We start from the raw sequence: 21,296 nt of genomic DNA, 5'->3' as shown, positions 1-21,296 counted from the left end.
CCGTGACCGCGACCGGCGGCGCCCTGCGCCGCACGGCGGGCCTGCGGCCTGCCCCGCTTCTGGCCGGCGCGCTTCTCGTCGCGCTCGCGCTCCAGGCGCTCGTTGCGTCCGAGGGTGCGCCGCTGCCCGTGCGTGCGCTTCTCCCCCTCTGCGGCCTCGCGGCGCTCGGTGGCGCGCTCACCGGACGCGGCGCGCTCCTGCGTTGGGGCGCGCGGGGCGCCGGTCTTCTTGCCGCCCTCGTCCCGCTGGCCTTCGTCGGCGGTGCGCCGCTCCCCGAACTGGCCGCGCGCCTGCCGGTCTGGCCGCAGATCCTCGTGCTGCTTCTGGCCGGGCGCATCCTGTCGCTCGACGCCGAGACCCGCTTCCGCCTGTTCTGGAACGCGCCCTTGCGCGAGGGCGCGGCCCCGCGCACCCAGTCCACCACCGCTGCGCTCTGCCTGGGCGCTGCGCTGACGCTCTTCTTCTACAGCCTCGTGGGACGCGTGGCGCCAGGCGCCGCGCTCGATCCCCTCGGCGTCACGCTGCGCGCCTTTGCGGGACCGACCTATGTCCACGTCGCGATCATCGCTTTGTTCTTCGTGCTTCTGGCCGCCCTTCTCGACGCTGCGCTCGCGCACCTGACCGATCGCACGCTTCTGAGCCTCGCGCGCCGCCGCCTGGCCACCGGCGGTCCGTCGCCGCGCCTGTCGCCCGCCGAGGTCGCGGGCGTCGTGCGCACGCTGCCGGGGCGCCCGGCGGAAAGTCGCACCTCGGCCTATCTGCTGGAGGCCTGCGCCCTGCCCGGCGCGCGAACGGAGCGCGAGACGCTGGAGGGTTTCCATGCCGCCTCGCGCCGTTTCCTGCGCGCGCTTCTCGCCTTCCTACCGCTTCTAGGCTTCGTGGGCACCGTGATCGGCCTTGCCGTCGCGATCGGAAGTCTCGGCACGAGCGGCCCGGACGCCTCGGCCGTCGACATCGGTTCGAGCCTTGCCGGTCTCTCGATCCAGTTCGAAACGACGCTTCTGGGATTGGCGACGGGCCTCGTCGCCTCGCTGCTCATGGCAATCCTGGAACGCCGCGAGGCGGAGCTGCGCCACCAGTGCCAGCGGCTGATCGAGGTGTTGGTGCGCCGCGATGGATAAGGAGGACGCAGAGGGCGAGGACGCGGCGATCCGCTCGGTGCCGCTGGCCGACCTCTTCCTCGCGCTCGGCGCCTCGTTTCTCTTCGCCCTGTTTTTCGCCAAGCCCGAGCTGCAGCTGACCCGGGCCGCGCCCGCCGACCCGCTCGCGGCGCTCCTCCACGGCGCGGTGACGCTGGGAGGCGCCGAGCCGCTCGTGATCCTGGCGGGGCCCGAGGGCGCCCGTCTGGCCGAAGGCCACGCCGCGCCGACGCCTTTGGCCGCGTTGCGCCCGGGCGCTCAAATCCTCGAGGCCATCCGTGCGGGCGTTGCCAGCGGGCGAACCGCACTGGTCGCGATCGAGCCGGGCGGCGAGGAGGCCGCGTTCCTGCTCGACCCGCTTCTGGCCAGCACGCTGGCAGAACCCGTCAGGCAGCTGCGGCTCGACGCGTCCTGCGGCTTCCGGCGGGGCGCACCGCGCGCCGGCGCCGACTGCCTCGCAGCGCTCGGCGGGGGCTGACCGGCGATGCTGCGCTTCGAGTTCGCGGTGGTGGCGGATCTCACCGCCAACGTCCTGTCGGTCTGCCTCGTCGTTTTCTTGACGCTTCTGCCGCTCACCGCCGCGCCGCGCCAGCCGGCCGCGCCCTCCGCGGCCGAGCGTCTCCTGCGCATCACCGAGCGTCGGCCGCTCACCGGGCCCGACATGGTCCGCCTGCTGCACGAGCGCAGCGCACCGGACGCACCGGCCTCGCTCGATCTCTTCGCCGACCGCATCGAGCTGCGCGGAGCGGGCGCCGCGCCTCGGGCCCTGTCCCCCGATCAGCTCGACGGCGATACGACCCCGCTGCGGCTCTTCGTACTCGACCCTGCGCTCTATCCCGCCGTCCTCAACGTGCTCGGGCAAGCGGGCCGGATCGACGCCGAGATGTCGGTGCCCGACGCCCTGCGCGACCCCGCCCGCCCGCGTCTCGACTGGTCCGGCGACTTCCGCCGGCTCGACGCCGACGCCCTCGATCGCGCCGCCTTCGAGCGCGAGCTCGCCCGCATCCTCGACGCCGCCCCGCCGCGCGTCGGCCGGGGCAATGAGGCAGCGGCGGCGGGCGCTGGCGCGGCGGGCCTTGCGGCGCGGATCGGCGACCGTCTGGCCGCGATTGTCGATCTCGGCCTTCGCGTCGGCCTCCCGCTCGGCGCGATCGCCTGGCTTTTCGCCGCCGAGATCCGCCGCCGACGTCGCGCGCTGGCTGTGCCGTTCGGCATGGAAGCGGAGCGCGCGTCGCGGTAAGGTCGCCTTATACAGGGATGAACGGAGAGGAGAGACATCATGGTGGGAGCGGTCGGGGGCAGCGTTGCGCAGCCCATCGTCTCGAACCGGATCGAGGAGCGCCTCGGCGATCCCCTGGAGCTGGGTCCCGCGACCCGAGCCCAGCGCTCCGACGAGACCAAGGCCGAGGTGAAGTCCGACAAGGCCGTCTCGGACTTCGGTGACTACCTCAACCAGTCGAGCGTCATGCTCCTGTCGCGTGCGCAGGAGTCGAACCGCTTCGACCCGGTCGAGGAGATCGGCCGCAACAGCGTCTACGGGATGCCGGCCGACAAGCAGCAGATCTGAAGCCGGCATCGCGGTCCGGGGACGTTCTCCGGGGCGCTCGGGAACGCGGGGGGCGATCCGGTGGTTTGTCGAGCGGGCCTTCCTGAAACGGCAGGCCGCCTCGATTCGGCGTCCCAGGCAGATCCGCTCCATGTCCTCTTCCCTCCCCGTTCTCGTGATCGGCGCCGGTGCCGGCGGCCTCGGCGCGGCGCGCACGCTCCACGATGCGGGCGTCCCGGTGCTGGTAATCGAGGCGCGGGACCGCATCGGCGGACGCGCGCATACCGTGCTCTCGCCCCGGGGCGATCCGATCGACCACGGCTGCGGCTGGCTCCATTCGGCGACCGAGAACCCGATGGTCGCCATCGCGCAGCGCGAGGGCTTCACGATCGACCGCTCGACGCCGCCGTGGCAGCGCCGCTCCGCGACGCCGGGCTTCGGGGAAGCGGACCAGGCGGCCTTCGGGGCGGCGATCGACCGGTTCGACGAGCGGCTCGTCGAGGCGCGCGGAGACGCGGACCGTCCGGCGTCCGCCATGCTGGAGCCGGGCAACCGGTGGAACCCGCTGATCGATGCGGTGAGCACCTGGTACAGCGGCGCCGAACTCGACCTCGTCTCGGCCGTGGATCTCGATCGCTACGATGACAACGGCCGGAACTGGCGTGTGCGCGAGGGCTACGGTCGGCTCGTGGAAACGCTGGCCCGCGACCTCGACATCCGTCTTGGCGTGCGCGCCGAGACGGTGCGTCACGACGGCCGGACGGTCCTGGTCGAGACGAGCGCGGGAACGATCGAGGCCTCCGCCGTGGTGGTGGCGCTGCCGAGTGCGGTCCTGGCCGCCGGCGCGCTCCGCTTCCATCCGGCGCTGCCCGACAAGATCGAGGCGGCCGATGCGTTGCCGCTGGGCCTGGCCGACAAGCTTTATTTCCAGCTGGAGGACGCGGACCGCTTCGAGAGCGATCGCGCCGTCTTCGGTCGAACCGATACGCGTCGCACCGCGTCCTATACCCTGCGCCCCTATGGCTTGGCGCAGGTCGAATGCTACTTCGGCGGCGCGCTCGCGCAGGATCTCGAGCGGGACGGCGAGCCGGGCTTCGTCGAGTTCGCACTCGACGAGCTATCGGCGCTCTACGGATCCGACATGCGCCGTCGTCTTACGGCCCTCCCGATGACGCTCTGGGGACGCGAGCCCGAAAGCCTCGGCTCCTATTCCTATGCGCGTCCGGGCATGGCCCTGATGCGCGAGCGGCTCGGCGAGCCGGTCGACGAGCGGCTGTTCTTCGCCGGCGAGGCCGTGTCGCCGACGCATTATTCCACGGCGCATGGCGCCTATCTCACGGGGATCGAGGCCGCGCGGCGGATCGTTGCCGCGCGGCATGGCGAGATCGCGGCCTGAGATCGGGGGAGCGTTCGGGGCCCGAACGCTCGCCGCTTTCCGGTCCGGGGCGCCGTGTCCCGCGCGAGGGTCGACGTCGTCCCTTGCCCGGAACGCGCGTCAGGCCGCCTTGAGGCCGTGCTCGGGCTCGCTGGCCTCTTCCATGGCGCGCATATAGGTCTCGAGCAGCGTCTCGTGCTCGTCGCGCTCGTCCTGGTTCTGCTTGCGCAGCTTGATGATCTCGCGAAGGATCTTGACGTCGTAGCCCTCGCCCTTGGCCTCGGCGAAGACCTCCTTCTTGCCTTCGGTCAGCTCCGAGATCTCGATCTCGAGCTGCTCGATACGCTCCACGAAGGACCGGATGCGCCCGCCCGCCATGCCGACCGTATCCATTTCCATAGCCGTCTCCTGAACTGCCTCTGTCTGGCAGGGGTGGTTATCGAGCGGAACGGTCAATGCTCCGTTAAACTGACCGCGACGCTTGGCGACCTTCCCGGGCCGGACGTGGTCGGCCATGAGGCGTCGACAGACCGTCCCCGGGGAAGGGCGATGTCGAGCCACGAGGGGACTGCCGCCGCATGAAGAGACCGATCACGTTCTTCGTTCACCACCAGGGACGGGGACATGCCAACCGCACCATGGCGATCGCCGCCGAGTTCTCGCGCGACCGTCCCGTCAGCGTTCTCACCGCCGGTCCTCACCTCTTCGACGGGTTCGAGCGCGATATCGAGATCGTAGCGCTGCCCAACATGATCGGCGCGGGGGTGCCGACCGAGCGTCTCTACGCCGAGCCGACGCCGCAGGTCATGCATTGCGTGCCCCTGGGCCTGCGCGAGATGCGCGCGACCATGCGCGCCATCCTCGACCATCTCGACGAGCGCGAGACCGGCCTCTTCGTGGTGGACGTCTCGGCCGAGATCGCGCTCCTGTCGCGCATCGCCAGCGTTCCCGCGGTCCAGATCCGCATGCACGGCGACCGCTCCGATATCGGCCATGTCGGGTCCTACGAGGCGAGCGTCGGCATGCTCGCCCCCTTCGACGAGCGCATGGAGCAGGACGACTATCCCGCCCACCTGCGCGCCAAGACCTTCTACTCCGGGGGGCTTTGCACGACGCGCGAGCCGGTAGTGGAAAAGGCGGACGCGCGCCGCAAGCTCGGCCTCGACCCCACGGCCGAGATCGTCGTGGTGGTGACGGGCGGCGGCGGCTCGGGCACCCCTTACGCGCCGCTGACGGTGGCCGCGCGCGCCGCGCCCGACACGCTCTTCCTGACCCTCGGGCCGACCCATCGCGAGGGCCACGAGACCGATTTCTCGAACCTTCGCGAGCTCGGCTGGGTGCGCGGGGTGACCGACTATCTGGCGGCTGCCGACATCGTGGTGGCCTCGGCCGGCGACAACACGGTTCACGAGATCGCGCGCGTCGGACGTCCGCTCGCCGTCATGCCGGAATGGCGCTACTTCGGCGAACAGACGCGCAAGGCGGAAGCCCTGGTGCGGCTGGGCGCCGCGGTCACGCGTCCTGCCTGGCCGGGCGATCTCGCCGGCTGGCAGTCGCTTCTCGAGGACGCGCGGCGCCTTGATACGGACGCGATCCGCCCGCTCTACGCGCCGGAGGCAGCGGCGCGGGCCGCGGGCTGGCTCGAGGGACTGACCGACGAGCTCTGGGCGGGTGCGACCTCGGACGCACGGCCGGCCATCGCCGCCGTCGGCTGATCGACGATCAGCTGAACAGCTGCTCGCCGCCCCGGCGCGAGGCGTGGACCTCGGCCTCGCTCGGGCGGCGCAGCACCTCGATCGCAACCGCTTCCGGCGACCAGCGGACGAACTCGGCGTCCCGGAACTGGCCGAGCCAGTAATCCATGCACCAGCGTCCGTGCTTGCCGTGAAAGCGCCGGGCGTTGGCGAGGATCGAGTCGAACTGGTGGAGCGGAGGCACGTGCACGGGGTGATGCTGGTGGTAGGCTCGGGCGCCTGCGGTCCAGAACACCGGCACGCCGGCCTGGCCGAGCCGCGCGGCGAAGTCGGTCTCCTCTGCGCCGTAGCCCGTGAAGCGCTCGTCCATGCCGCCAAGCGACAGATAGCGGTCGCGCCGCAGCGCGAAGGACAAGCCCCAGAGCTCGCCATGGTCGCGCTCCTCGCGCACGCCCTCGGAAGGGATCGGCGGCTTGGCCGGATGGACGCGGCCGTCGCGGTCGAGCGCTCCGTAGTCGAGCGGTCCATCCGCCACCGCCCCCGCCGGCAGGTAAAGAACCTCGCCCAGAAGCAGCGCGTCGCGCTCCCGCATCTCGCTCTCGTAGCGCTCGACCAGCGTTGCCGACGGAATGCAGTCGACGTCCAGGAAGATCAGCGTTTCGCCCCGAGCCGTATCGGCCGCTCGGTTGCGGGCGGCCGCCAGCGGCATCGGATCGCCGTCGGCGCGCACGTGCCGCACCGGGACGTCGTCCAGATGCGGCAGGTCCGCGGCGGGGTCCTCGCCCATCCAGCAGATCACGACCTCGTCGGGCCGGCGCGTTTGTTGCGCGAGGCCCTTCAGGAGGTTGCGCAGATGCGCGTGCCGCCCGCGCAGAAGCGTCAGTACGGAGACGGCCATGACACAAGCGCCTTCGTTGCGGGAAGCGCCTTGCCGGAGGGAAGCGCCTTCGCGGACGGGAGCGCCTTGGCGCGGAAGTGGGCGACGCCCTCGATGATGCCGCGCGCATGGGTGGCCCGCGCGACATAGCTGTGGCCGAGGCCCGGCAGTTCCGGCAGGCCGTCCGAGAAGTTGCCGACGATGATCGCCTGGGGGATGGCGCGCAGCATCTCGATGTCGTTGCCCGAGTCGCCCGCCACGAACACGGCGTCGCGACCGAGCCCGTAGAGCCGGCGCACCCAGTTCACCGCCGTCCCCTTGGAAGCGCGCAGCGGCAGGATGTCGAGATAGCGCCCATGGCTGTGGATCACCGAGCAGCGCAGCCCCGCCCGCTCCAGCCGCGCGTGGACGCGCGCCGCCGTTTCCGGGTCGCCGTCCGAGAAGTAGGACAGCTTGTGGCGTCGCTGCTCCAGCGCCGCCTGGGGCCGGATGCCGGCCATGTCCCGCAGCGTTTGGGCGACGCGCTCGCGCTCCCAGCCGCGCGAGACCAGCGCTTCCCAGGACCGATCGGCGCGGTAGGTCGTGCCGTTCGCGTCGAGATGGTAGATCTCCGAGCCGACCGAGGTGATCATGACCTGCGGCCGCGGAGCCTCCTGCTGTTCCAGGATCGCCATGGCCGAGTGGAACGAGCGGCCGGTCGCGACCCCGAAGGCCAGCCCGTCCTGCTTCTCGCGCCAGCCGTTGAAGGAGCGGATGCCGTCCTCGCAACCGACCAGCGTGTTGTCGATGTCGCAGACGAGAAGCTGTTCGGGCCGCTCCGCCGGCGCCTGCGGCGCCTTCGGCGGTGCCTTCAGCGAGCGCAGAAGCTCGCCGTAGCGCCGGGCATGGCGCGGCCAGTCGTAGGCCGCGACGGCCCTTGCGCCGGCCGCCGAATACCGATCCCAAAGGGCGGGGTCGCGCAGGATGGCCAGGCACGCGCCCGCGATCGCCGCCGGCTCGCGCGGGTCCACCAGCTCGCCGTTGCGGCACATCTCGATGATGTCGTTCGGCCCGCCGCTGTCGGTGGCGACCAGCGGCAGGCCGGCCGCCGAGGCTTCGAGCAGCGTCAGGCCGAAGGGCTCGTTCAAGGCCGGGTTGACGAAGAGGCCGCGCCGCTGGCGCGCATAGGCGTAGATCGCCGCGACCTCCTCGGGCCGGTGGGTCTTGGGATAGGCGACATGGCCGTAGAGGTCGTACTGGTCGACGAGGCGCAGCATCTCCTCGACCTCGCCCCGCATCTCGGTATCCAGCGCGTCGAGCCCGGCTCGGTTGCCGGCCATCACGACGAGGTTGGCGCGTGCACGCAGTTCGGCGGACTCGCCGAAGGCCCGCACCAGCGCCGGCAGGTTCTTCTTGCGCACCGGCCTGGCGAGCGCCAGGATCACCGGCTTGGCGGGATCGATCAGGAAGCGCCCGATCTCCTGCTCGAGGCGTCGCGAGCCTGCGGCGCCGCCGAAGCCGTCGAGGTCGCTGCCCGGCGGAATCACGCGGATGCGGCCCGGATCGTAGGCCGCGTAGTCGGCGTACTGCACCTCGGCCTCGTCGCGCGAGGAGGCGACGACAAGGCTGGCGCGACCGAGCGCGGCCTCCTCGATCGCGATGCGGCGCTCCAGCGCGTCGTCCCCTTCGCCCATCACCGCGCGCTTCACGCGGCCGAGCGAATGGGCGGTGAAGACGAAGGGTATGCCGAGACGCTCCTCGATCACGGCCGCCACCGTGCCGGCATCGGCATAATGGGCGTGGATCATGTCGGGACGCTCGTCCTGCTGCTCGATCCACCGCACGAGGGCCTCGGCGAAGCTCGGCGTCTCGCGCCAGAGCTCCTCCTTGGGCAGGTAGGCCGGATCGGCGGTCGCCAGGCGCAGGATCGTGACGGCGTCCGAAACGCGTTCTTCGCCGGCCTCGTAGCCGGGACCGGGCGCACCGCTGAAGGCGCGCGTCGCCATGACGACGCGCCGCGCCTCGCCGCCCGACACGCATGCGTTGACGAGGTCGAGGAGATACCGGATATGCCCTCCGGTATCGGCGGTGATCCCGTAGTCCACCGTTCCGGCGCGCAGGCACCCCTGCAAGGCGATGTGAAGCACGTACATCGGCGCCCGTTCCCCTCGAACTTGGATCCGCGGACTCGGGCCTGCGGAACAACACTGAACCGTTGGGACCCTCGGATGCTTCGAATCGCTCAAGTCGCGCCTAACATTTTTCCGGTCCCGCCCCTCGACCACGGCGGCACGGAAAGAATCGTGCAAGATCTTTCGGTCGCCTTGAGAGACTTGGGGGTGGAGGTAACGCTGTTTGCCCCGTCGGACAGTGCGACAGAATTGAACCCTGTGGGTAACTTACCGAGCCTGCACGCGCTTGAGACTCGATATGGCTCGGTTCCTCCTTCGATTCCGGCGGTTCTCGAGGCGGCTCAGATGGAAGGACTTCGCTGCCGGCTGGCCGAGTTCGACATCGTTCATTGCCACGGCGAGTTCATGCACGCGGTGATGCTGGGCGAGCGACGGCCGCGCAGCCTGACGACGATCCATTGGCGCGTCGACGAACTCGACCGCGAGCTCTTCTTCGCCGCCTTTCCGGACCTGCCGGTCGCCGCCATCTCGCGCTCGCAGGAGAGCGGCATCCCTCCGGCCAATCGAGCCGGCGTCGTTCACCACGGCATCGCCGAGAACCGCTACGCGCCGGGCGCGGGAGACGGCGGCTACCTCGCCTTCGTGGGTCGGATGACCGACCAGAAACGACCCGACACCGCGATCCGCGTGGCCCAGGCCGCCGGGCGCCCGATCCGGTTGGCCGGCACGGTGGATGTCGGCAACCCGCGCTACTTCGATACCTACGTGCGCCCGCTCCTGTCCGACGAGGCCGTGTATGTCGGCCCGCTCGGCGACCGCGGGAAGGGTGATCTCCTGCAGGGCGCGGAAGCGCTCCTGTTTCCAGTGGACTGGCCCGAGCCCTTCGGCCTCGTGATGATCGAGGCCATGGCCTGCGGCACGCCGGTGATCGCCTGGAACAAGGGTTCGGTGCCCGAGGTCGTGGAGAACGGGGTGACGGGCTTCGTGGTGGCGTCCGAGGCGGAGGCCGTGGACGCGATCGCCCGGGCCCGGCAGCTCGACCGCCACGCCATCCGCCGCCGCTTCGAGACGCGCTTCACGGCGCGCCGCATGGCCGAGGACTACCTCGCCATCTACCAGCGCCTTGCGGCCGGGGGCGCAGGCTGATGCGAACCGCGCTGATCGCCTGGGACTACCCGCCCTCGCCGAGCGGCTTGTCGACCGCCGCGCGCGAGATCGCCGAAAGCCTAGCAGCCGCCGGCGCCGAGGTCACCGTCTTCACCACCGACCGTACGGGCGCGTCGCAGGAGGGCCCGATCCGCATCCTCGGCTGTTCGGTCAGCCCTTCGAGCCGACTGGGCGGCCTGCGCCGTTGGGCGGCCGCCGGGCACCTGGCCGCGCCGCTGGCGATTCGCCGAGCGGTTCTGCGCGAGCATCGGCGGCAACCCTTTGCGGTGGTCGAGGCGACGAACTGGTATGCGCCGGCGGTTCTTCTCGCTCGCCATGTACCGCTGGTGACGCGCAACTCGACGCCGGCCGCCTATTCCCGCGCGCCGGGCGGCTCGCTCCGCGACCGGCTCGACGGGCGCTTCGCCGACCGGCTGGAGCGCGCGCAGGCACGCGGGTCGATCGGCCTTCTGTCCAACACGGCCGACCATGCGCGCCGCGTCGCCGCCGAATACGGCCTCGACCCCGCCGTTCCCCATGCCGTGGCCGGTCTCAGCCTTCCGCCCGCGATGCTCCGGCGAGGACGCGAGGCGGGCTATCCCGAAGGCGAGGGACCGGTCCGCGCGCTGTTCGTCGGCCGCGCCGAGCACCGCAAGGGCTTCGACATGATTCTCGGTGCAACCGCCCGTCTCGACGCGGAAGCCCGGTCCGGCGCCCTGCCCCCGTTCCGCATCGCCTTGGCCGGCGTGCCGCCGGAGGATCTGCCCGGCGATCTCGCCCCGTCCACGCGCGAGCGCCTCGAGCCGCTCGGGCGCGTGCCGGAGGAACGGCTGGCCCAACTCTACGAGGACGCCCACCTCGTGCTCGCTCCCTCGCGCTACGAGAGCTTCGGCCTCGTCTACCAGGAGGCGATCGCCTTCGGCCGCCCGATCGTGGCCTGCACCGTGGATGCGAGCGGTTCGCTGTTCGTGGGCGACACGGGCTCCGGGCCGCTGGCGCGCACCGACACGAGCGAGGCGCTGGCCGATGCGATGCGCCCGCTTCTCGCCGAGCCGGGCGAGCGGCGGCGCCTACGCGCGAACGCCCTGCGCGCGGCCGGCCGCTTCACGCGCGAGACGCTGGGAACCGAGACGCTCGCGCTGTACCGAGCGGCGCTGGAGCGTCAGGGCCGGAAGGGCTGAAGCAGCGATCCGCGCTCGAAGAGGCGGCCCTCGCCGGGCGCGATCTCCTCGTAGCGCTGCGAGCGCCGTTCCACATGCTCGCGGCTCAGCTGGTGGCGGATCGCCCCGCTCAGCGCGATCGTGGTCTGCGCCCAGCCGTCGACGACGGGCCGCTCGTGGACGCGGCCCGCGAACCGTACCTCGCGCCGGTTCAAGCGATACTGGACGTCCGGCCAGAGATCGGCACGCGCGCCGTCCACGAAGTTCTTGCGCGGCAGGCCGATCGAGCGGACGCCCTCCCCCGCGGCCTCCGGCAGGGCGCGAAGAAGACGGCGAACGCCGCGCCCGATCGTCTCGTCGGCGTCGAGCTGCAGGACGAAGGGATAACGGGCCATGACCTGCGCGGCGTTGCGCTGCGCGGAGAAGTCGTCGCCGAGCGGGCGGTAGCGTAGCCGCACGATGCCGTCGTCGCGTGCCTCCCCCTCGCCGTCCACCAGAACGACGACGTCGTCGGTCCAGTCGGCATGAAAGGGGACCCCGGCCAGAACCGCTGCCAGCTCGCCCGCCCGACACAGGATCGCGAGGCTGGCCTGGAAACAGGCCGCGTCCGGGAAGTCGCCGAGATCGGCGTCGGCGGCCTCGATCCCATGCGGCCGCACGAGAGCGTCCCGGCCAGCCGCATCCAGGGCCCGGACGAGCCTGGCGCGCCGGGAAGCGGCGATGCGCAGGGTGTAGAGCGAGAGCGCGAAGGGATCGTCGGAACGACTCCAGAAACGATCCTGCAGAAGCCGGGTCGCCAGCTCGGCCTCGAAGTCGGCGGCATTCGCGCCCTCGGCGCGAAGCGTTCCGCAGGACTGGCACTCGGCCTCGAAGCGGCGCCACGAGCCGTCGCCGTAGCGCAGGCGGCGCTGCGTGGGCGCCCACCAGCGCGCACCGCAGACCGGACACCGCTCGCCGCCTAAGCTTTCCGCCATCCCGTGCCGTCCTTCCCTCCGGCCGCCGCAGGGCCACCTTGTTCCCACGCGCTGGTGACAGGCGCAGCCTTCAGACGCAACCGAGGGGACGGCGCGCATGGACCAGATTTCCCGGCCGACCGATCGATCGGCCAGCCCGACGTCGCGCATCGACGAGGCGGCGCAGCGCATCGCGTCGGCGGCCCGCGTGGAGGACGCGCCGGAAGCCGGCGTCGCCGTGCTGCGCGAGGCCGGGCTCCTCCATCTTGCGGCCGAGGAAACCGCGGACGGCTATCGCTACGAGCTGCCCTGGCGTCTGGCGCTGCGCCTTCTGGCACGGATCGGCGGGGCCGATCTCAGCCTCGGCCGTCTGTTGGAGGGTCATCTCAATGCCCTGCAGCTCGTCGCGCTCTATGCCGACGCCGCGCAGAAGCAGCGGGTCCTCGCCGCGGTGCGGGCGGGAACGCTTCTGGGCGTCTGGGGCGCCGACACCGAGCCGCGCTTTGCGGTCTCGGGCGCGGGCGAGTTGCGGCTGACCGGCGCCAAGCGCTACGCCTCGGGCCTCGGCCTCGTCGGTCTGGCGCTGGTTCCCTACGAGGACGAAGCCCGCGTCTCCCACCTCCTTCTCGTGCCGGTCGACGATCCGGCGCGCCAGGACGCGGGTGCCTGGCACATGAGCGGCATGCGCGCCTCGCGCTCGGGGACCTACCGCTTCGAGGACCTGCGGGTGGACGAGACGGCCGCGCGCGTCGGCCGTCCCGGCGACTACCGGCGCGAGCCCTTCTTCGTGGGCGGCATCTGGCGCTGCGCCGCCGCCCAGCTCGGCGCCGTGGAACGCCTGGTCGAGATCCTCGTCGCCGAGCTGACGGCCAGCGACCGTCTCCAGCACCCCCTGCAGTCGGCCCGGGTCGGCCAGGCGATCATGGCCGCGCGCGACGCCCGGCTGAATGTCGAGGCGGCGGCGGAAGCGGTGGAGACCGGGTCTCTCGACGCGGAGCTTGCGGTGTCGCTCGCCGCCCTTTCGCGGTTGCGCGTCGAGACGGCGGGGCTCGAGGTCATGCAGCTGGTCGAGCGCGGGCTCGGCCTGTCCTCCTTCCATGCGGACCATCCGGCCGAGCGCGTTATGCGCGATCTGGCGGTGTATCTGCGTCAGGCCAATCCGGACGCGCTGCTTCTGGACCAGGCGCGCCGCCTGAGCCGGCGTCTACCGGACCTCTTCCGCTGATGCGCTACGGTGAATGGGTCGAGCGCCAGAACGGAGCACCCTTGGCGGATCCGCTCGATCTCGTCGGACCCGGCGGCCTCGTCGTGATCGCGCCCCATCCCGACGACGAGAGCATCGGGGCCTCGACGATGATCGCGGCAACGGCCGCCTCCGATCGCTCGCTCGGCCTCGTCGCCGTGACCGACGGCGAGGGATCGCATCGCGGATCGCCGTCCTGGTCCGCCCCGCGCATTGCGGAGCGACGGCGCGCGGAGCAGGCGGCGGCGATGGGCGAGCTCGGCGCGGACCGCGCACGAGTGCTGCGCCTCGCGCTTCCCGATGGTGGCTCGCGCTGGGCGGACGGGTTCGACGGGGCGGCGCGCCGGGTCGCGGAGTTCTGCGCCGAGCTCGGCGCGACGGCGCTGCTGACGACGCCCGTCTTCGATCCCCACCCCGACCACGAGGCGGCCGCCGAACTGGGTGCCCGTGTCCAGGCGCTCCTGCCGCAGATTCGCCTTCTCCTTTATCCCGTCTGGTCGCTGCGCCACGGGAACGACGACGATGTGCCGGCGGACGCGCTCCACCCCTTTCGCCTCGCCGCGCCGCTGGACGCCAAGCGGCGCGCGATCGCCCGGCACGAGACGCAGAACGGCGGGGTGATTCACGACGACCCGACACGCTTCGCCCTGCCGGACTGGTTTCTGGCGCATCACCTGTCCGGATCGGAATCCGTCTTCTGGTCCCCGATGCCGGGCTCGCCACCCGGGGCGGAGCATTTCAGCCGCCTGTACCGGGGCGGGCGCGACTTCTGGGGCGTGCGCGACCAGCCCTACGAGGTCGCCAAGCGCGAGGCGGCGGCAGCGTTCCTCGGTGACTGGCGGGGCGCGCGGGGACAGGAGCTGGGATGCGGCGAAGGCTTCCTCGCCGCTCGCCTTCTCGGCGCAGGCGCGGTGCGCGAGATGCTCGGCATCGATCTCGACCCGACGATCATCGAGCGCGCGAACCAGACCCACGGCTCGCTTCCCGGCGCGCGCTTCCGGCAAGGACGGATGCCGGACGACTTCCCGGACGACCCTTTCGACCTCCTGGTCGTGTCGGAGATGCTGTATTTTCTGAACGAACCCGAGATCGCGGATCTCGTGGAGCGCATGTCCCGCCGCGCCCGGCCCGGGGCGCGCTGCCTTCTCGTGAACTATCTCGGTCCCACCGAGACGCCGCTCGGCGGCGATGCCGCGGCCGACTTCCTGCGCGCGAGCGCGTCCGGACGCTGGCGCCCCCTCAGGTCGGAACGCCGACCGGACGGATTTCGCCTCGACCTTCTGGAGCGGTGCGCCTGAGCCTGTCGCGCAACGCGACGAGCCCGGGGTGAAGGCGCGCGAGTTCGGAGCGTCGCAACCGGGGACGGCGGAGCCTGGGGCTGGCGTCCTCGGCGCGCAGCCAGACATCGCCGGACCGTGCGTCGCGCAGCGCCTCGATCTCGCCCGGCGGCATTTCAAGCTCGTGGAGAAGCAGGACGCGCGCCGCCGCGTCCGCTTCGCGAAAGGCGCGGCGCATGCGAACGCGCAGCTCCAGCTGTTCCGCCGGCTCCAATGCCTCGTCCACGAGCGGATCGCTTTCGCGACGCGAGCGAGCCAGTTCGTCCGACAGTCCGCCCCGCGCACGCCCGTCGAGCCGAGGCGAGGTCCAGACCAGCGGGTCGCCCGCAAAGCGCACGCGCAGGCCGCGGGCACGGACGCGGCGCAGGAGTTCCCGGTCCTCGCCCGAGGCCACGTCGGGAAGGCCGCCGGCGTGCTCGTACGCGCCCGCCCGCAGGCCGAAGTTGGCGCCGCCGATATTGCCGTGATGGGGCCAGGGGTTGTCGGGGTCGGGATCGATCAGCGCCTCGGCCTCGCGGCTGGCGGCGCGCGACTCGCGCAGGATTCGCTCGGCCTCCGGATCGCCTTCGGGTAGAAGCGCGGCCTCTTCGGGCACGAAGCCGATGCCCCCGCACACGAGATCGAAGCCTTGCGCAAAGAACGCCGCGTAGCTGGCGCGCCAGAGCGGGCGCACCAGCGTGTCGGCATCGAGCGACAGAAGGTGGGCCTGCGGGCTCAGCGCCGCGGCGCAATCCAGCGCGAGGCGGCGCGCGAGCGGGGCGGAACCGTTCGCACCGCGCCAGGACAAATCGATCAGGAGAAAGGGCCGCCGCCGCGTGGCGAGGTATCGGCGGGCGAGATCGGCGCTGCGGTCGCGCGAGTTGTTGACGGCGACCACCACGGCGTCGCCGGATCCGAGCTCGCCGTCCAGCGCCTCCAGCGTGCGGCCGAGGCGCTCCTCCTCGTTCATGGCGGGGATGGCCACCACCATGGGTGCGCGCAGCATGTCGCCGCCGCGCAGGAGCGAGACCTGGGCGACCAGCGGATGGTCGCCCAGGCGATCAGGATGGAAGCGGGGCGGCGCGCCGCCCCGTTCCGCCGCTTCCCTCACGCGGACGGCTGGGTCAGGACACCGTCGACCCGGCGCCACAGGCGCTCCGGATTCGCGTTCTGCAGAGCCGGCGGCAGGAGGTCGTCGGGCATGTCCTGGTAGCAGACCGGACGCAGGAAGCGCTCGATCGCCTTGGAGCCGACCGAGGTCGAGCGCCCGTCGGCGGTGGCCGGGAACGGTCCGCCATGAACCATAGCATGACCGACCTCGACGCCCGTGCCGAACCCGTTGACGAGGATGCGTCCGGCCTTGCGCTCCAGAAGCGGCAGGAGCGGACGCACGGCCTCGTGGTCGCCGGCCTCGATATGGAGGGCCGCCGTAAGCTGGCCTTCCAGGCGCTCGGCGACGCGGCGCATCTCGGCCTCGTCGCGGCAGCGCACGAGCAGCGACGAGGCGCCGAACACCTCCTCCTGCAGCATCGGGTCGGCCAGGAAGCCCTCGGCGTCCACCGCGAAGAAGGCTGCCTGGCCCCGAAGCTTGCCGCCTTCCTGGCCGCGGGCCACGGTCTCGACACCCGCATGGCCGGTCAGTTGAGCGACGCCGCGCTCGAAGGCCTCGTGGATGCCGGGCGTCAGCATCACGCTGGCCGGAAGCGCCGCGAGCGCTTCGCCGGTCGCCCGCACGAAGCGGTCCAGCGCGGGACCCTCGACCGCGATCACGAGGCCCGGGTTGGTGCAGAACTGGCCGGCGCCAAGCACCAGCGACGCGGCAAAGCCCTTGGCGATGGTCTCGGCGCGCGCCTCGAGCGCCTGCGGGAAGAGGAAGACCGGATTAATCGAGCTCATCTCGGCATAGACTGGGATCGGCTCGGGCCGCGAGGCCGCGATCTTCATGAGCGCCGTTCCGCCGCCGCGCGAGCCGGTGAAGCCGACGGCCTTGATGCGGTGGTCGGCGACGAGGCCCTGGCCGATCCGGCGGCTCGAATCGAACAGGAGCGAGAAGACGCCCTCCGGCATGTCGCAGCGCTGGGCCGCCGCCAGCACGGCGCGTCCCACCAGCTCCGACGTTCCGGGATGGGCCGAGTGGGCCTTGGCGACCACCGGGCAGCCGGCGGCCAGCGCCGAGGCGGTGTCGCCGCCCGCCACCGAGAAGGCGAGCGGGAAGTTGGAGGCGCCGAACACGGCGACCGGCCCGATCGGAACGTTGCGCAGGCGCAGGTCGACGCGCGGCAGCGGCTGGCGCTCCGGCATCGGGGGATCGACGCGCGCATCGAGATAGCCGCCGTCGCGCAGGACCGAGGCGAAGAGGCGCAACTGGCCCATCGTGCGGCCGCGCTCGCCCTCGATTCGTCCGCGCGGCAGGCCGCTCTCGGCGCAGCAGCGCTCGATCAGCTCGTCGCCCAGCGCCAGGATCTCCTCGGCGATCGCCTCCAGGAAGGCGGCACGACGCTCGGCAGGCAGGGCGCGATAGGGATCGAAGGCCTCGTCGGCCAGCTGGCAGGCACGCTCGAGATCGGCCTGCGTGGCGCCGCCGAAGGCGGGCTGCAGCTTCTCGCCGGTCGCCGCCTCGACGCCGTAGATCGAGCCTTCCGCTCCGCGCGCGATCTGGCGACCGATGATCTGTTCGCCCTGGATGGTCATGGCGCAGGTCCTTCCGTGTTGCAACGGTGTGACGCGCGGCCGCGTCCGGGCCGCCGTTGATGGCCCTTCCGATACAGCGAACGCCCGCGCGTGGAAACCGCCGAACCGGGCCCAGGGTCGAAATTGTCCGAGGAATGGAGCCGCGCAACTGCGTCCCGGGGGCAACGCTGTTCCCCGCTCGCGACACCACCCCCTTGAACACGGCGCGCAAAGGCCACCTAAACCGCTCCGATGGACCTGATCTCGCTCCCCACGCCCCTTCCGTCTTCCCCATCCGGCGGTGCCGCCTTGCCCTGGCGGGAGGCGCTGCCGGGCCTGCGGATCCTGCGGCGCGGGCTGGAGCCGGTACGCGCCATCCAGATCTACGGGCAGCGATGCTCGGGAACCAACGCGCTCGCCCGTCTCGTGGAGCGCAACCTCGGACCCGACCTCTTCTTCGAGCGCTACGGCTTCAAGCACTGGTTCGTGCCCGATCAGGTCCTGTTCGGCGCCGACGTTCTGGTCGTGGTGATCGCGCGCGATGCGTTCGACTGGTTGCGCAGTCTCCATCGCCAGCCGTGGCACGTTCACCCCGACATCAAGCGCCTGGACTTCTCGGGCTTCATCCGGTCCGAGTGGCACAGCGTCTGGGACGATCACGTCGGGGGCATCGACGAGCGGCACCCGATGCGGGCTCGCGAGATGCTGCACGAGCGCGATCCGCTGACCGGATCGCGCTTCGCCGGCCCGCTGGCCAAGCGTCGCGCCAAGCTGGCGCACTGGGCAGGGCTCGAGGAACGCGCGCCCAACCTCGCTCTCCTGTCCTACGAGACGCTGCGGCGCGCGCCCGAGCAGGTCGTGCGCCATCTGGGGGTGGCCGCGGGCCTTGAGCCGGCCGTGCCGTTCCAGCCGGTGGACTCCTACAAGGGGCAAGAGATCCGCCCCTTCCGCCCGACCCCCTACGATCCCTTCCGCGACGAAGACCTCGCCTGGATCGAGGCACGCCTCGATCCGGATCTGGAGGGTCTCTACGGCCTGCCGCACGTCTTCGCGGGCCGCCCGTCATGAACCGCTTCGGTCGCGGCACGCTCGCGGGTCTGGCCGGCGGCTTCGCGGTGCTGATCCTTCTGGTGGCGGCCACGGCCTGGCTCGTTCTCCGCACGCAGGAGGCGGGTCGGCTCGCCAGCCATTCGCTCCAGGTCGAACTCGCCGCCAACGAGGTGCGCACCCTCACCGAGCGGGCCGAGACCACGCAGCGCGGCTTCCTGCTCGACCCGGACGAGACCTTCCTGCAGGCCTTCGAGAACACCGCGGCCGAACTCGAGCCGGCGCTCGACAGGCTTCGGCTGCTTGTGGCGGACAACCTCAACCAGATGGGTCGCGTCGAGACGCTGCAGGCTGCGGCGCGGGCTCACATCGACTTCCTGCGCGGCGAGATCGCGGAGCGGCGCGCCCAGCCCTCGCTTCCACCGAACTTCAGCCTCGCGCGCAATCTGCCGCCCGTGAGCCAGGTGCGCAACGAGATCGCGACGCTGATCGAGCGCGAACGGGGCCTCTTGGCGGAGCGCACGGCACGCGAAACCGTGAACCTGCGCTGGTCGGTGGCGGTGATCGCGCTCGCCCTGCCGGCTCTCCTGGCGCTGGCGGGGGCCACGATCTGGCTGACGCGACGCAACGTGCAGGCGCTGGGCGAGACGAGCGAGCGTCTGCGCCTTCTCAACGACGACCTGGAGGGGGCGGTCGAGGAACGCACAGCCGAACTCGTGCGCGCCAACGAGGAGATCCAGCGCTTCGCCTATATCGTCAGCCACGACCTGCGCTCGCCGCTCGTGAACATCATGGGCTTCACGGGCGAGCTTGAGGCTGCCACCGGCGCGCTCGGCGAGATGGTTCGCCGCGTGGAAGCCGAGGCACCGGACCTCATGAACGAGGAGGCCCGGCTGGCCGCGTCCGAGGACCTGCCGGAGGCGATCGGCTTCATCCGCGCCTCGACCGCCAAGATGGATCGCCTGATCAACGCGATCCTGCGCCTGTCGCGCGAGGGGCGACGCACCATCAACCCGGAGCCGATCGACATGGGCGAGCTCGTGCGCGGCGTGGAGGCCAGTCTTCAGCATCGTCTCGGCGAGACGGGCGCGCGCGTCGAGATCGGACCGTTGCCGACCGTGGTCAGCGACCGGGTCGGCGTCGAGCAGATCGTCTCCAATCTCATGGAGAATGCGGTCAAGTATCTGAAGCCGGGACGCCCCGGCCTCATCCGCGTGCGCGGCCATGTGGAGGGCGAGCGCGCCGTATTCGAGTTCGAGGACAACGGCCGCGGCATCGACCCCAAGGATCACGAACGCATCTTCGACCTCTTCCGACGCTCGGGCATGCAGGACCAGCCGGGCGAAGGCATCGGCCTTGCCCATGTGCGCGCCCAGGCCTACCGGTTGGGTGGAACCGTGAGTTGCCGGTCGGCTCTTGACGAAGGTGCGACCTTTCGCCTTTCCATGAGGCGAATCTCTCCGTCCGGCGAAGCATCGAGGCCGTCATGAGCGCACAGCAATCCGTGACGATCGTCATGGTCGAAGACGACGAGGGCCACGCCCGGCTGATCGAGAAGAACATCCGGCGCGCCGGCGTGAACAACGCGATTCGCCACTTCACGGACGGCACGAGCGCGCTGCACTACCTGTTCGAGGCCGCGGACGGGCCGGCGCGCGGACATCCGGTCCTGGTGCTGCTCGATCTCAACCTGCCCGACATGAGCGGCATCGACATCCTGCAGCGCATGAAGAGCGAAGCCAGCGCCCTGCGCCGCACGCCGGTCGTCGTGCTCACCACCACCGACGACAAGGTCGAGATCCAGCGCTGCTACGATCTGGGCGCCAACGTCTACATCACCAAGCCCGTGAACTACGAGAGCTTCGCCCAGGCGATCCGACAGCTCGGCCTGTTCCTGTCGGTCATGCAGATGCCGGCGGTCGATGCCTGACGATACGGCGTGGCCCGCCGCGCGCATCCTCTTTATCGACGACGACGAGGGACTGCGCGAGCTCGTGCGGCGCGCGCTCGGACGTCGCGGCTACGAGATCGTGGGCGCGGGCGGCGGCCTGGAGGGCTTGAGCCGCCTCGACGACGACCCGTCCTTCGATCTCGTGGCGGTGGATCACTACATGCCGGGCCTCGACGGTCTCGAGACGCTGGAGCGCATCCGCGAACGGCCTGACGCCCCTCCGGTGGTCTACGTCACGGGCTCCGACGAGAGCCGCGTCGCGGTGGCGGCCCTCAAGGCGGGCGCTGCCGACTATGTTGTGAAGGCGCTCGGCGACGATTTCTTTGATCTCCTCGCCTCCTCGTTCCGTCAGGTCCTCGACCGCGCGGCGCTGGTGCGGGCGCGCGACGAGGCCGAGGCGCTTCTGCGCGTCAGCCACGAGCGCCTGGAGGCCCTTCTCAAGGAAGCCAACCACCGCGTCGCCAACAGTCTCGCCATCGTCTCCGCCTTCGTGCGCATGCAGGCCGGCGAGACCGACAATGCGGAAACGCGCGCCGCTCTGCGCGATACCCAGCAGCGCATCGGCGCCATTATCCAGGTTCACCGCCGCCTCTACCGCTCCGACGACATCGGCACCGTGGACATGGCGGACTATCTCGAGGCGCTCGCCGCCGAGCTCGAGGCGACGTGGTCGACCCCCACGTCGGTCCGGGCGATCCGCGTTGATTGCGCGCCGTTCCGCCTCGCCACGGACCGCGCGGTCTCGGTGGGCGTGATCGTTGCCGAACTTGTCGGCAACGCCTGTAAGTACGCCTACGGACCGGAGGAGGCCGGCGAGGTGCGCATTCGCGCCGAAACCGACGGGACCCGCTTTCGCCTGACGGTCGAGGACGATGGCGGTGGCCCCGCAGCCGCGGCCGGGCGCGGCTGCGGCACCGGGATGGGAAGCAAACTGATTCGCGCCATGGCCCACGCTCTGGGCACGGAACCGCAGGTCGAAAGCGAACGGGGTTACAAGGTTATGTTGGACGCCGTTCTTTAAGGCAAGGTTATGGATCGCAACAAACGTTGTTCTATGTCATGGTCCTC

20 protein-coding genes are annotated in these 21,296 nt (G+C 71.2%); 14 read left to right on the top strand and 6 right to left on the bottom strand.

What is annotated here, in order from left to right; all coding sequences use genetic code 11:
* Window positions 1–2: 2 nt before the first annotated feature.
* The 5 genes from BLQ76_RS05445 (at window position 3) to BLQ76_RS05425 (ending at window position 4,081) form a co-directional block, all read left to right on the top strand.
* A complete protein-coding gene (locus BLQ76_RS05445; protein WP_090670146.1) occupies window positions 3–1,121 on the top strand; it encodes a MotA/TolQ/ExbB proton channel family protein in 1,119 nt (372 codons plus the stop codon).
* A complete protein-coding gene (locus BLQ76_RS05440; protein WP_090670143.1) occupies window positions 1,114–1,617 on the top strand; it encodes a hypothetical protein in 504 nt (167 codons plus the stop codon). The genes BLQ76_RS05445 and BLQ76_RS05440 overlap by 8 nt, the downstream gene beginning before the upstream one ends.
* Window positions 1,618–1,623: 6 nt before the next feature.
* A complete protein-coding gene (locus BLQ76_RS05435; RefSeq protein WP_090670141.1) occupies window positions 1,624–2,379 on the top strand; it encodes a hypothetical protein in 756 nt (251 codons plus the stop codon).
* Between the two features lie 39 nt (window positions 2,380–2,418).
* On the top strand, window positions 2,419–2,706 hold the full coding sequence (locus BLQ76_RS05430; protein WP_090670139.1) for a hypothetical protein: 288 nt from the start codon (window positions 2,419–2,421) through the stop codon (window positions 2,704–2,706).
* A 130-nt stretch (window positions 2,707–2,836) separates the two neighbouring features.
* Window positions 2,837–4,081 (top strand): flavin monoamine oxidase family protein, encoded by a 1,245-nt coding sequence (locus BLQ76_RS05425; protein WP_090670136.1) that lies wholly within the window; start codon window positions 2,837–2,839, stop codon window positions 4,079–4,081.
* A gap of 99 nt (window positions 4,082–4,180) precedes the next feature.
* On the opposite strand, the gene BLQ76_RS05420 is transcribed toward BLQ76_RS05425, so the two are convergent.
* Window positions 4,181–4,453, bottom strand: coding sequence for a DUF2312 domain-containing protein (locus BLQ76_RS05420; protein ID WP_090671339.1), 273 nt, complete (start codon window positions 4,451–4,453; stop codon window positions 4,181–4,183).
* A gap of 185 nt (window positions 4,454–4,638) precedes the next feature.
* On the opposite strand from BLQ76_RS05420, the gene BLQ76_RS05415 reads away from it, so the two are divergent.
* Window positions 4,639–5,775, top strand: coding sequence for a glycosyltransferase (locus BLQ76_RS05415; RefSeq protein WP_090670133.1), 1,137 nt, complete (start codon window positions 4,639–4,641; stop codon window positions 5,773–5,775).
* A gap of 7 nt (window positions 5,776–5,782) precedes the next feature.
* Here the strand turns inward: BLQ76_RS05415 and BLQ76_RS05410 are convergent, their stop codons facing one another.
* Both BLQ76_RS05410 and BLQ76_RS05405 read right to left on the bottom strand, forming a co-directional pair.
* Window positions 5,783–6,652 carry a glycosyltransferase family 2 protein gene (locus tag BLQ76_RS05410; RefSeq protein WP_090670130.1) on the bottom strand — a complete coding sequence of 290 codons (870 nt, stop codon included), beginning with the start codon at window positions 6,650–6,652 and terminating at the stop codon, window positions 5,783–5,785.
* Window positions 6,634–8,763 (bottom strand): HAD-IIB family hydrolase, encoded by a 2,130-nt coding sequence (locus tag BLQ76_RS05405; RefSeq protein ID WP_090670127.1) that lies wholly within the window; start codon window positions 8,761–8,763, stop codon window positions 6,634–6,636. Before BLQ76_RS05405 ends, BLQ76_RS05410 begins: the two co-directional genes overlap by 19 nt.
* On the opposite strand from BLQ76_RS05405, the gene BLQ76_RS05400 reads away from it, so the two are divergent.
* On the top strand, window positions 8,680–9,888 hold the full coding sequence (locus BLQ76_RS05400; RefSeq protein ID WP_342028239.1) for a glycosyltransferase family 4 protein: 1,209 nt from the start codon (window positions 8,680–8,682) through the stop codon (window positions 9,886–9,888). The genes BLQ76_RS05405 and BLQ76_RS05400 overlap by 84 nt on opposite strands.
* Window positions 9,888–11,069 (top strand): glycosyltransferase family 4 protein, encoded by a 1,182-nt coding sequence (locus BLQ76_RS05395; protein ID WP_090670121.1) that lies wholly within the window; start codon window positions 9,888–9,890, stop codon window positions 11,067–11,069. The genes BLQ76_RS05400 and BLQ76_RS05395 overlap by 1 nt, the downstream gene beginning before the upstream one ends.
* Here the strand turns inward: BLQ76_RS05395 and BLQ76_RS05390 are convergent.
* A complete protein-coding gene (locus BLQ76_RS05390; RefSeq protein WP_090670119.1) occupies window positions 11,051–12,022 on the bottom strand; it encodes a glycosyltransferase family protein in 972 nt (323 codons plus the stop codon). The genes BLQ76_RS05395 and BLQ76_RS05390 overlap by 19 nt on opposite strands.
* A 97-nt stretch (window positions 12,023–12,119) precedes the next feature.
* On the opposite strand from BLQ76_RS05390, the gene BLQ76_RS05385 reads away from it, so the two are divergent.
* Together BLQ76_RS05385 and BLQ76_RS05380 are read left to right on the top strand one after the other, a co-directional pair.
* Window positions 12,120–13,226: an acyl-CoA dehydrogenase family protein gene (locus BLQ76_RS05385; protein WP_090670116.1), complete on the top strand. Its 1,107-nt coding sequence runs from the start codon at window positions 12,120–12,122 to the stop codon at window positions 13,224–13,226.
* Window positions 13,226–14,542 carry a bifunctional PIG-L family deacetylase/class I SAM-dependent methyltransferase gene (locus BLQ76_RS05380; RefSeq protein WP_090670113.1) on the top strand — a complete coding sequence of 439 codons (1,317 nt, stop codon included), beginning with the start codon at window positions 13,226–13,228 and terminating at the stop codon, window positions 14,540–14,542. The genes BLQ76_RS05385 and BLQ76_RS05380 overlap by 1 nt, the downstream gene beginning before the upstream one ends.
* On the opposite strand, the gene BLQ76_RS05375 is transcribed toward BLQ76_RS05380, so the two are convergent.
* Together BLQ76_RS05375 and BLQ76_RS05370 are read right to left on the bottom strand one after the other, a co-directional pair.
* Window positions 14,484–15,671, bottom strand: coding sequence for a glycosyltransferase family 2 protein (locus tag BLQ76_RS05375; protein WP_090670111.1), 1,188 nt, complete (start codon window positions 15,669–15,671; stop codon window positions 14,484–14,486). The two genes, BLQ76_RS05380 and BLQ76_RS05375, sit on opposite strands and share 59 nt — an antisense overlap.
* Entirely contained in the window at window positions 15,668–17,251 is a 1,584-nt protein-coding gene (locus BLQ76_RS05370; protein ID WP_090670108.1) for an aldehyde dehydrogenase (NADP(+)), read from the bottom strand. The genes BLQ76_RS05375 and BLQ76_RS05370 overlap by 4 nt, the downstream gene beginning before the upstream one ends.
* A gap of 231 nt (window positions 17,252–17,482) precedes the next feature.
* Here BLQ76_RS05370 and BLQ76_RS05365 point away from each other — a divergent pair, with 231 nt between their 5' ends.
* Genes BLQ76_RS05365 through BLQ76_RS05350 form a run of 4 tightly spaced genes read left to right on the top strand, consistent with a single transcriptional unit; the run spans window position 17,483 to window position 21,249 of the window.
* Window positions 17,483–18,298, top strand: a complete 816-nt coding sequence (locus BLQ76_RS05365) for a hypothetical protein (RefSeq protein WP_090670105.1) — start codon at window positions 17,483–17,485, stop codon at window positions 18,296–18,298.
* Window positions 18,295–19,767 carry a sensor histidine kinase gene (locus BLQ76_RS05360; protein ID WP_090670102.1) on the top strand — a complete coding sequence of 491 codons (1,473 nt, stop codon included), beginning with the start codon at window positions 18,295–18,297 and terminating at the stop codon, window positions 19,765–19,767. The genes BLQ76_RS05365 and BLQ76_RS05360 overlap by 4 nt, the downstream gene beginning before the upstream one ends.
* Window positions 19,764–20,207, top strand: a complete 444-nt coding sequence (locus BLQ76_RS05355; RefSeq protein WP_090670099.1) for a response regulator — start codon at window positions 19,764–19,766, stop codon at window positions 20,205–20,207. Before BLQ76_RS05360 ends, BLQ76_RS05355 begins: the two co-directional genes overlap by 4 nt.
* A complete protein-coding gene (locus tag BLQ76_RS05350; RefSeq protein WP_090670096.1) occupies window positions 20,200–21,249 on the top strand; it encodes a sensor histidine kinase in 1,050 nt (349 codons plus the stop codon). The genes BLQ76_RS05355 and BLQ76_RS05350 overlap by 8 nt, the downstream gene beginning before the upstream one ends.
* Window positions 21,250–21,296 lie beyond the last annotated feature (47 nt).

It is taken from the genome of Aureimonas jatrophae, assembly GCF_900104035.1.
Lineage (GTDB): Bacteria > Pseudomonadota > Alphaproteobacteria > Rhizobiales > Rhizobiaceae > Aureimonas > Aureimonas jatrophae.
Note: the sequence above shows the minus strand (reverse complement) of the source record. Positions and strands in the feature narration are given on the sequence as shown.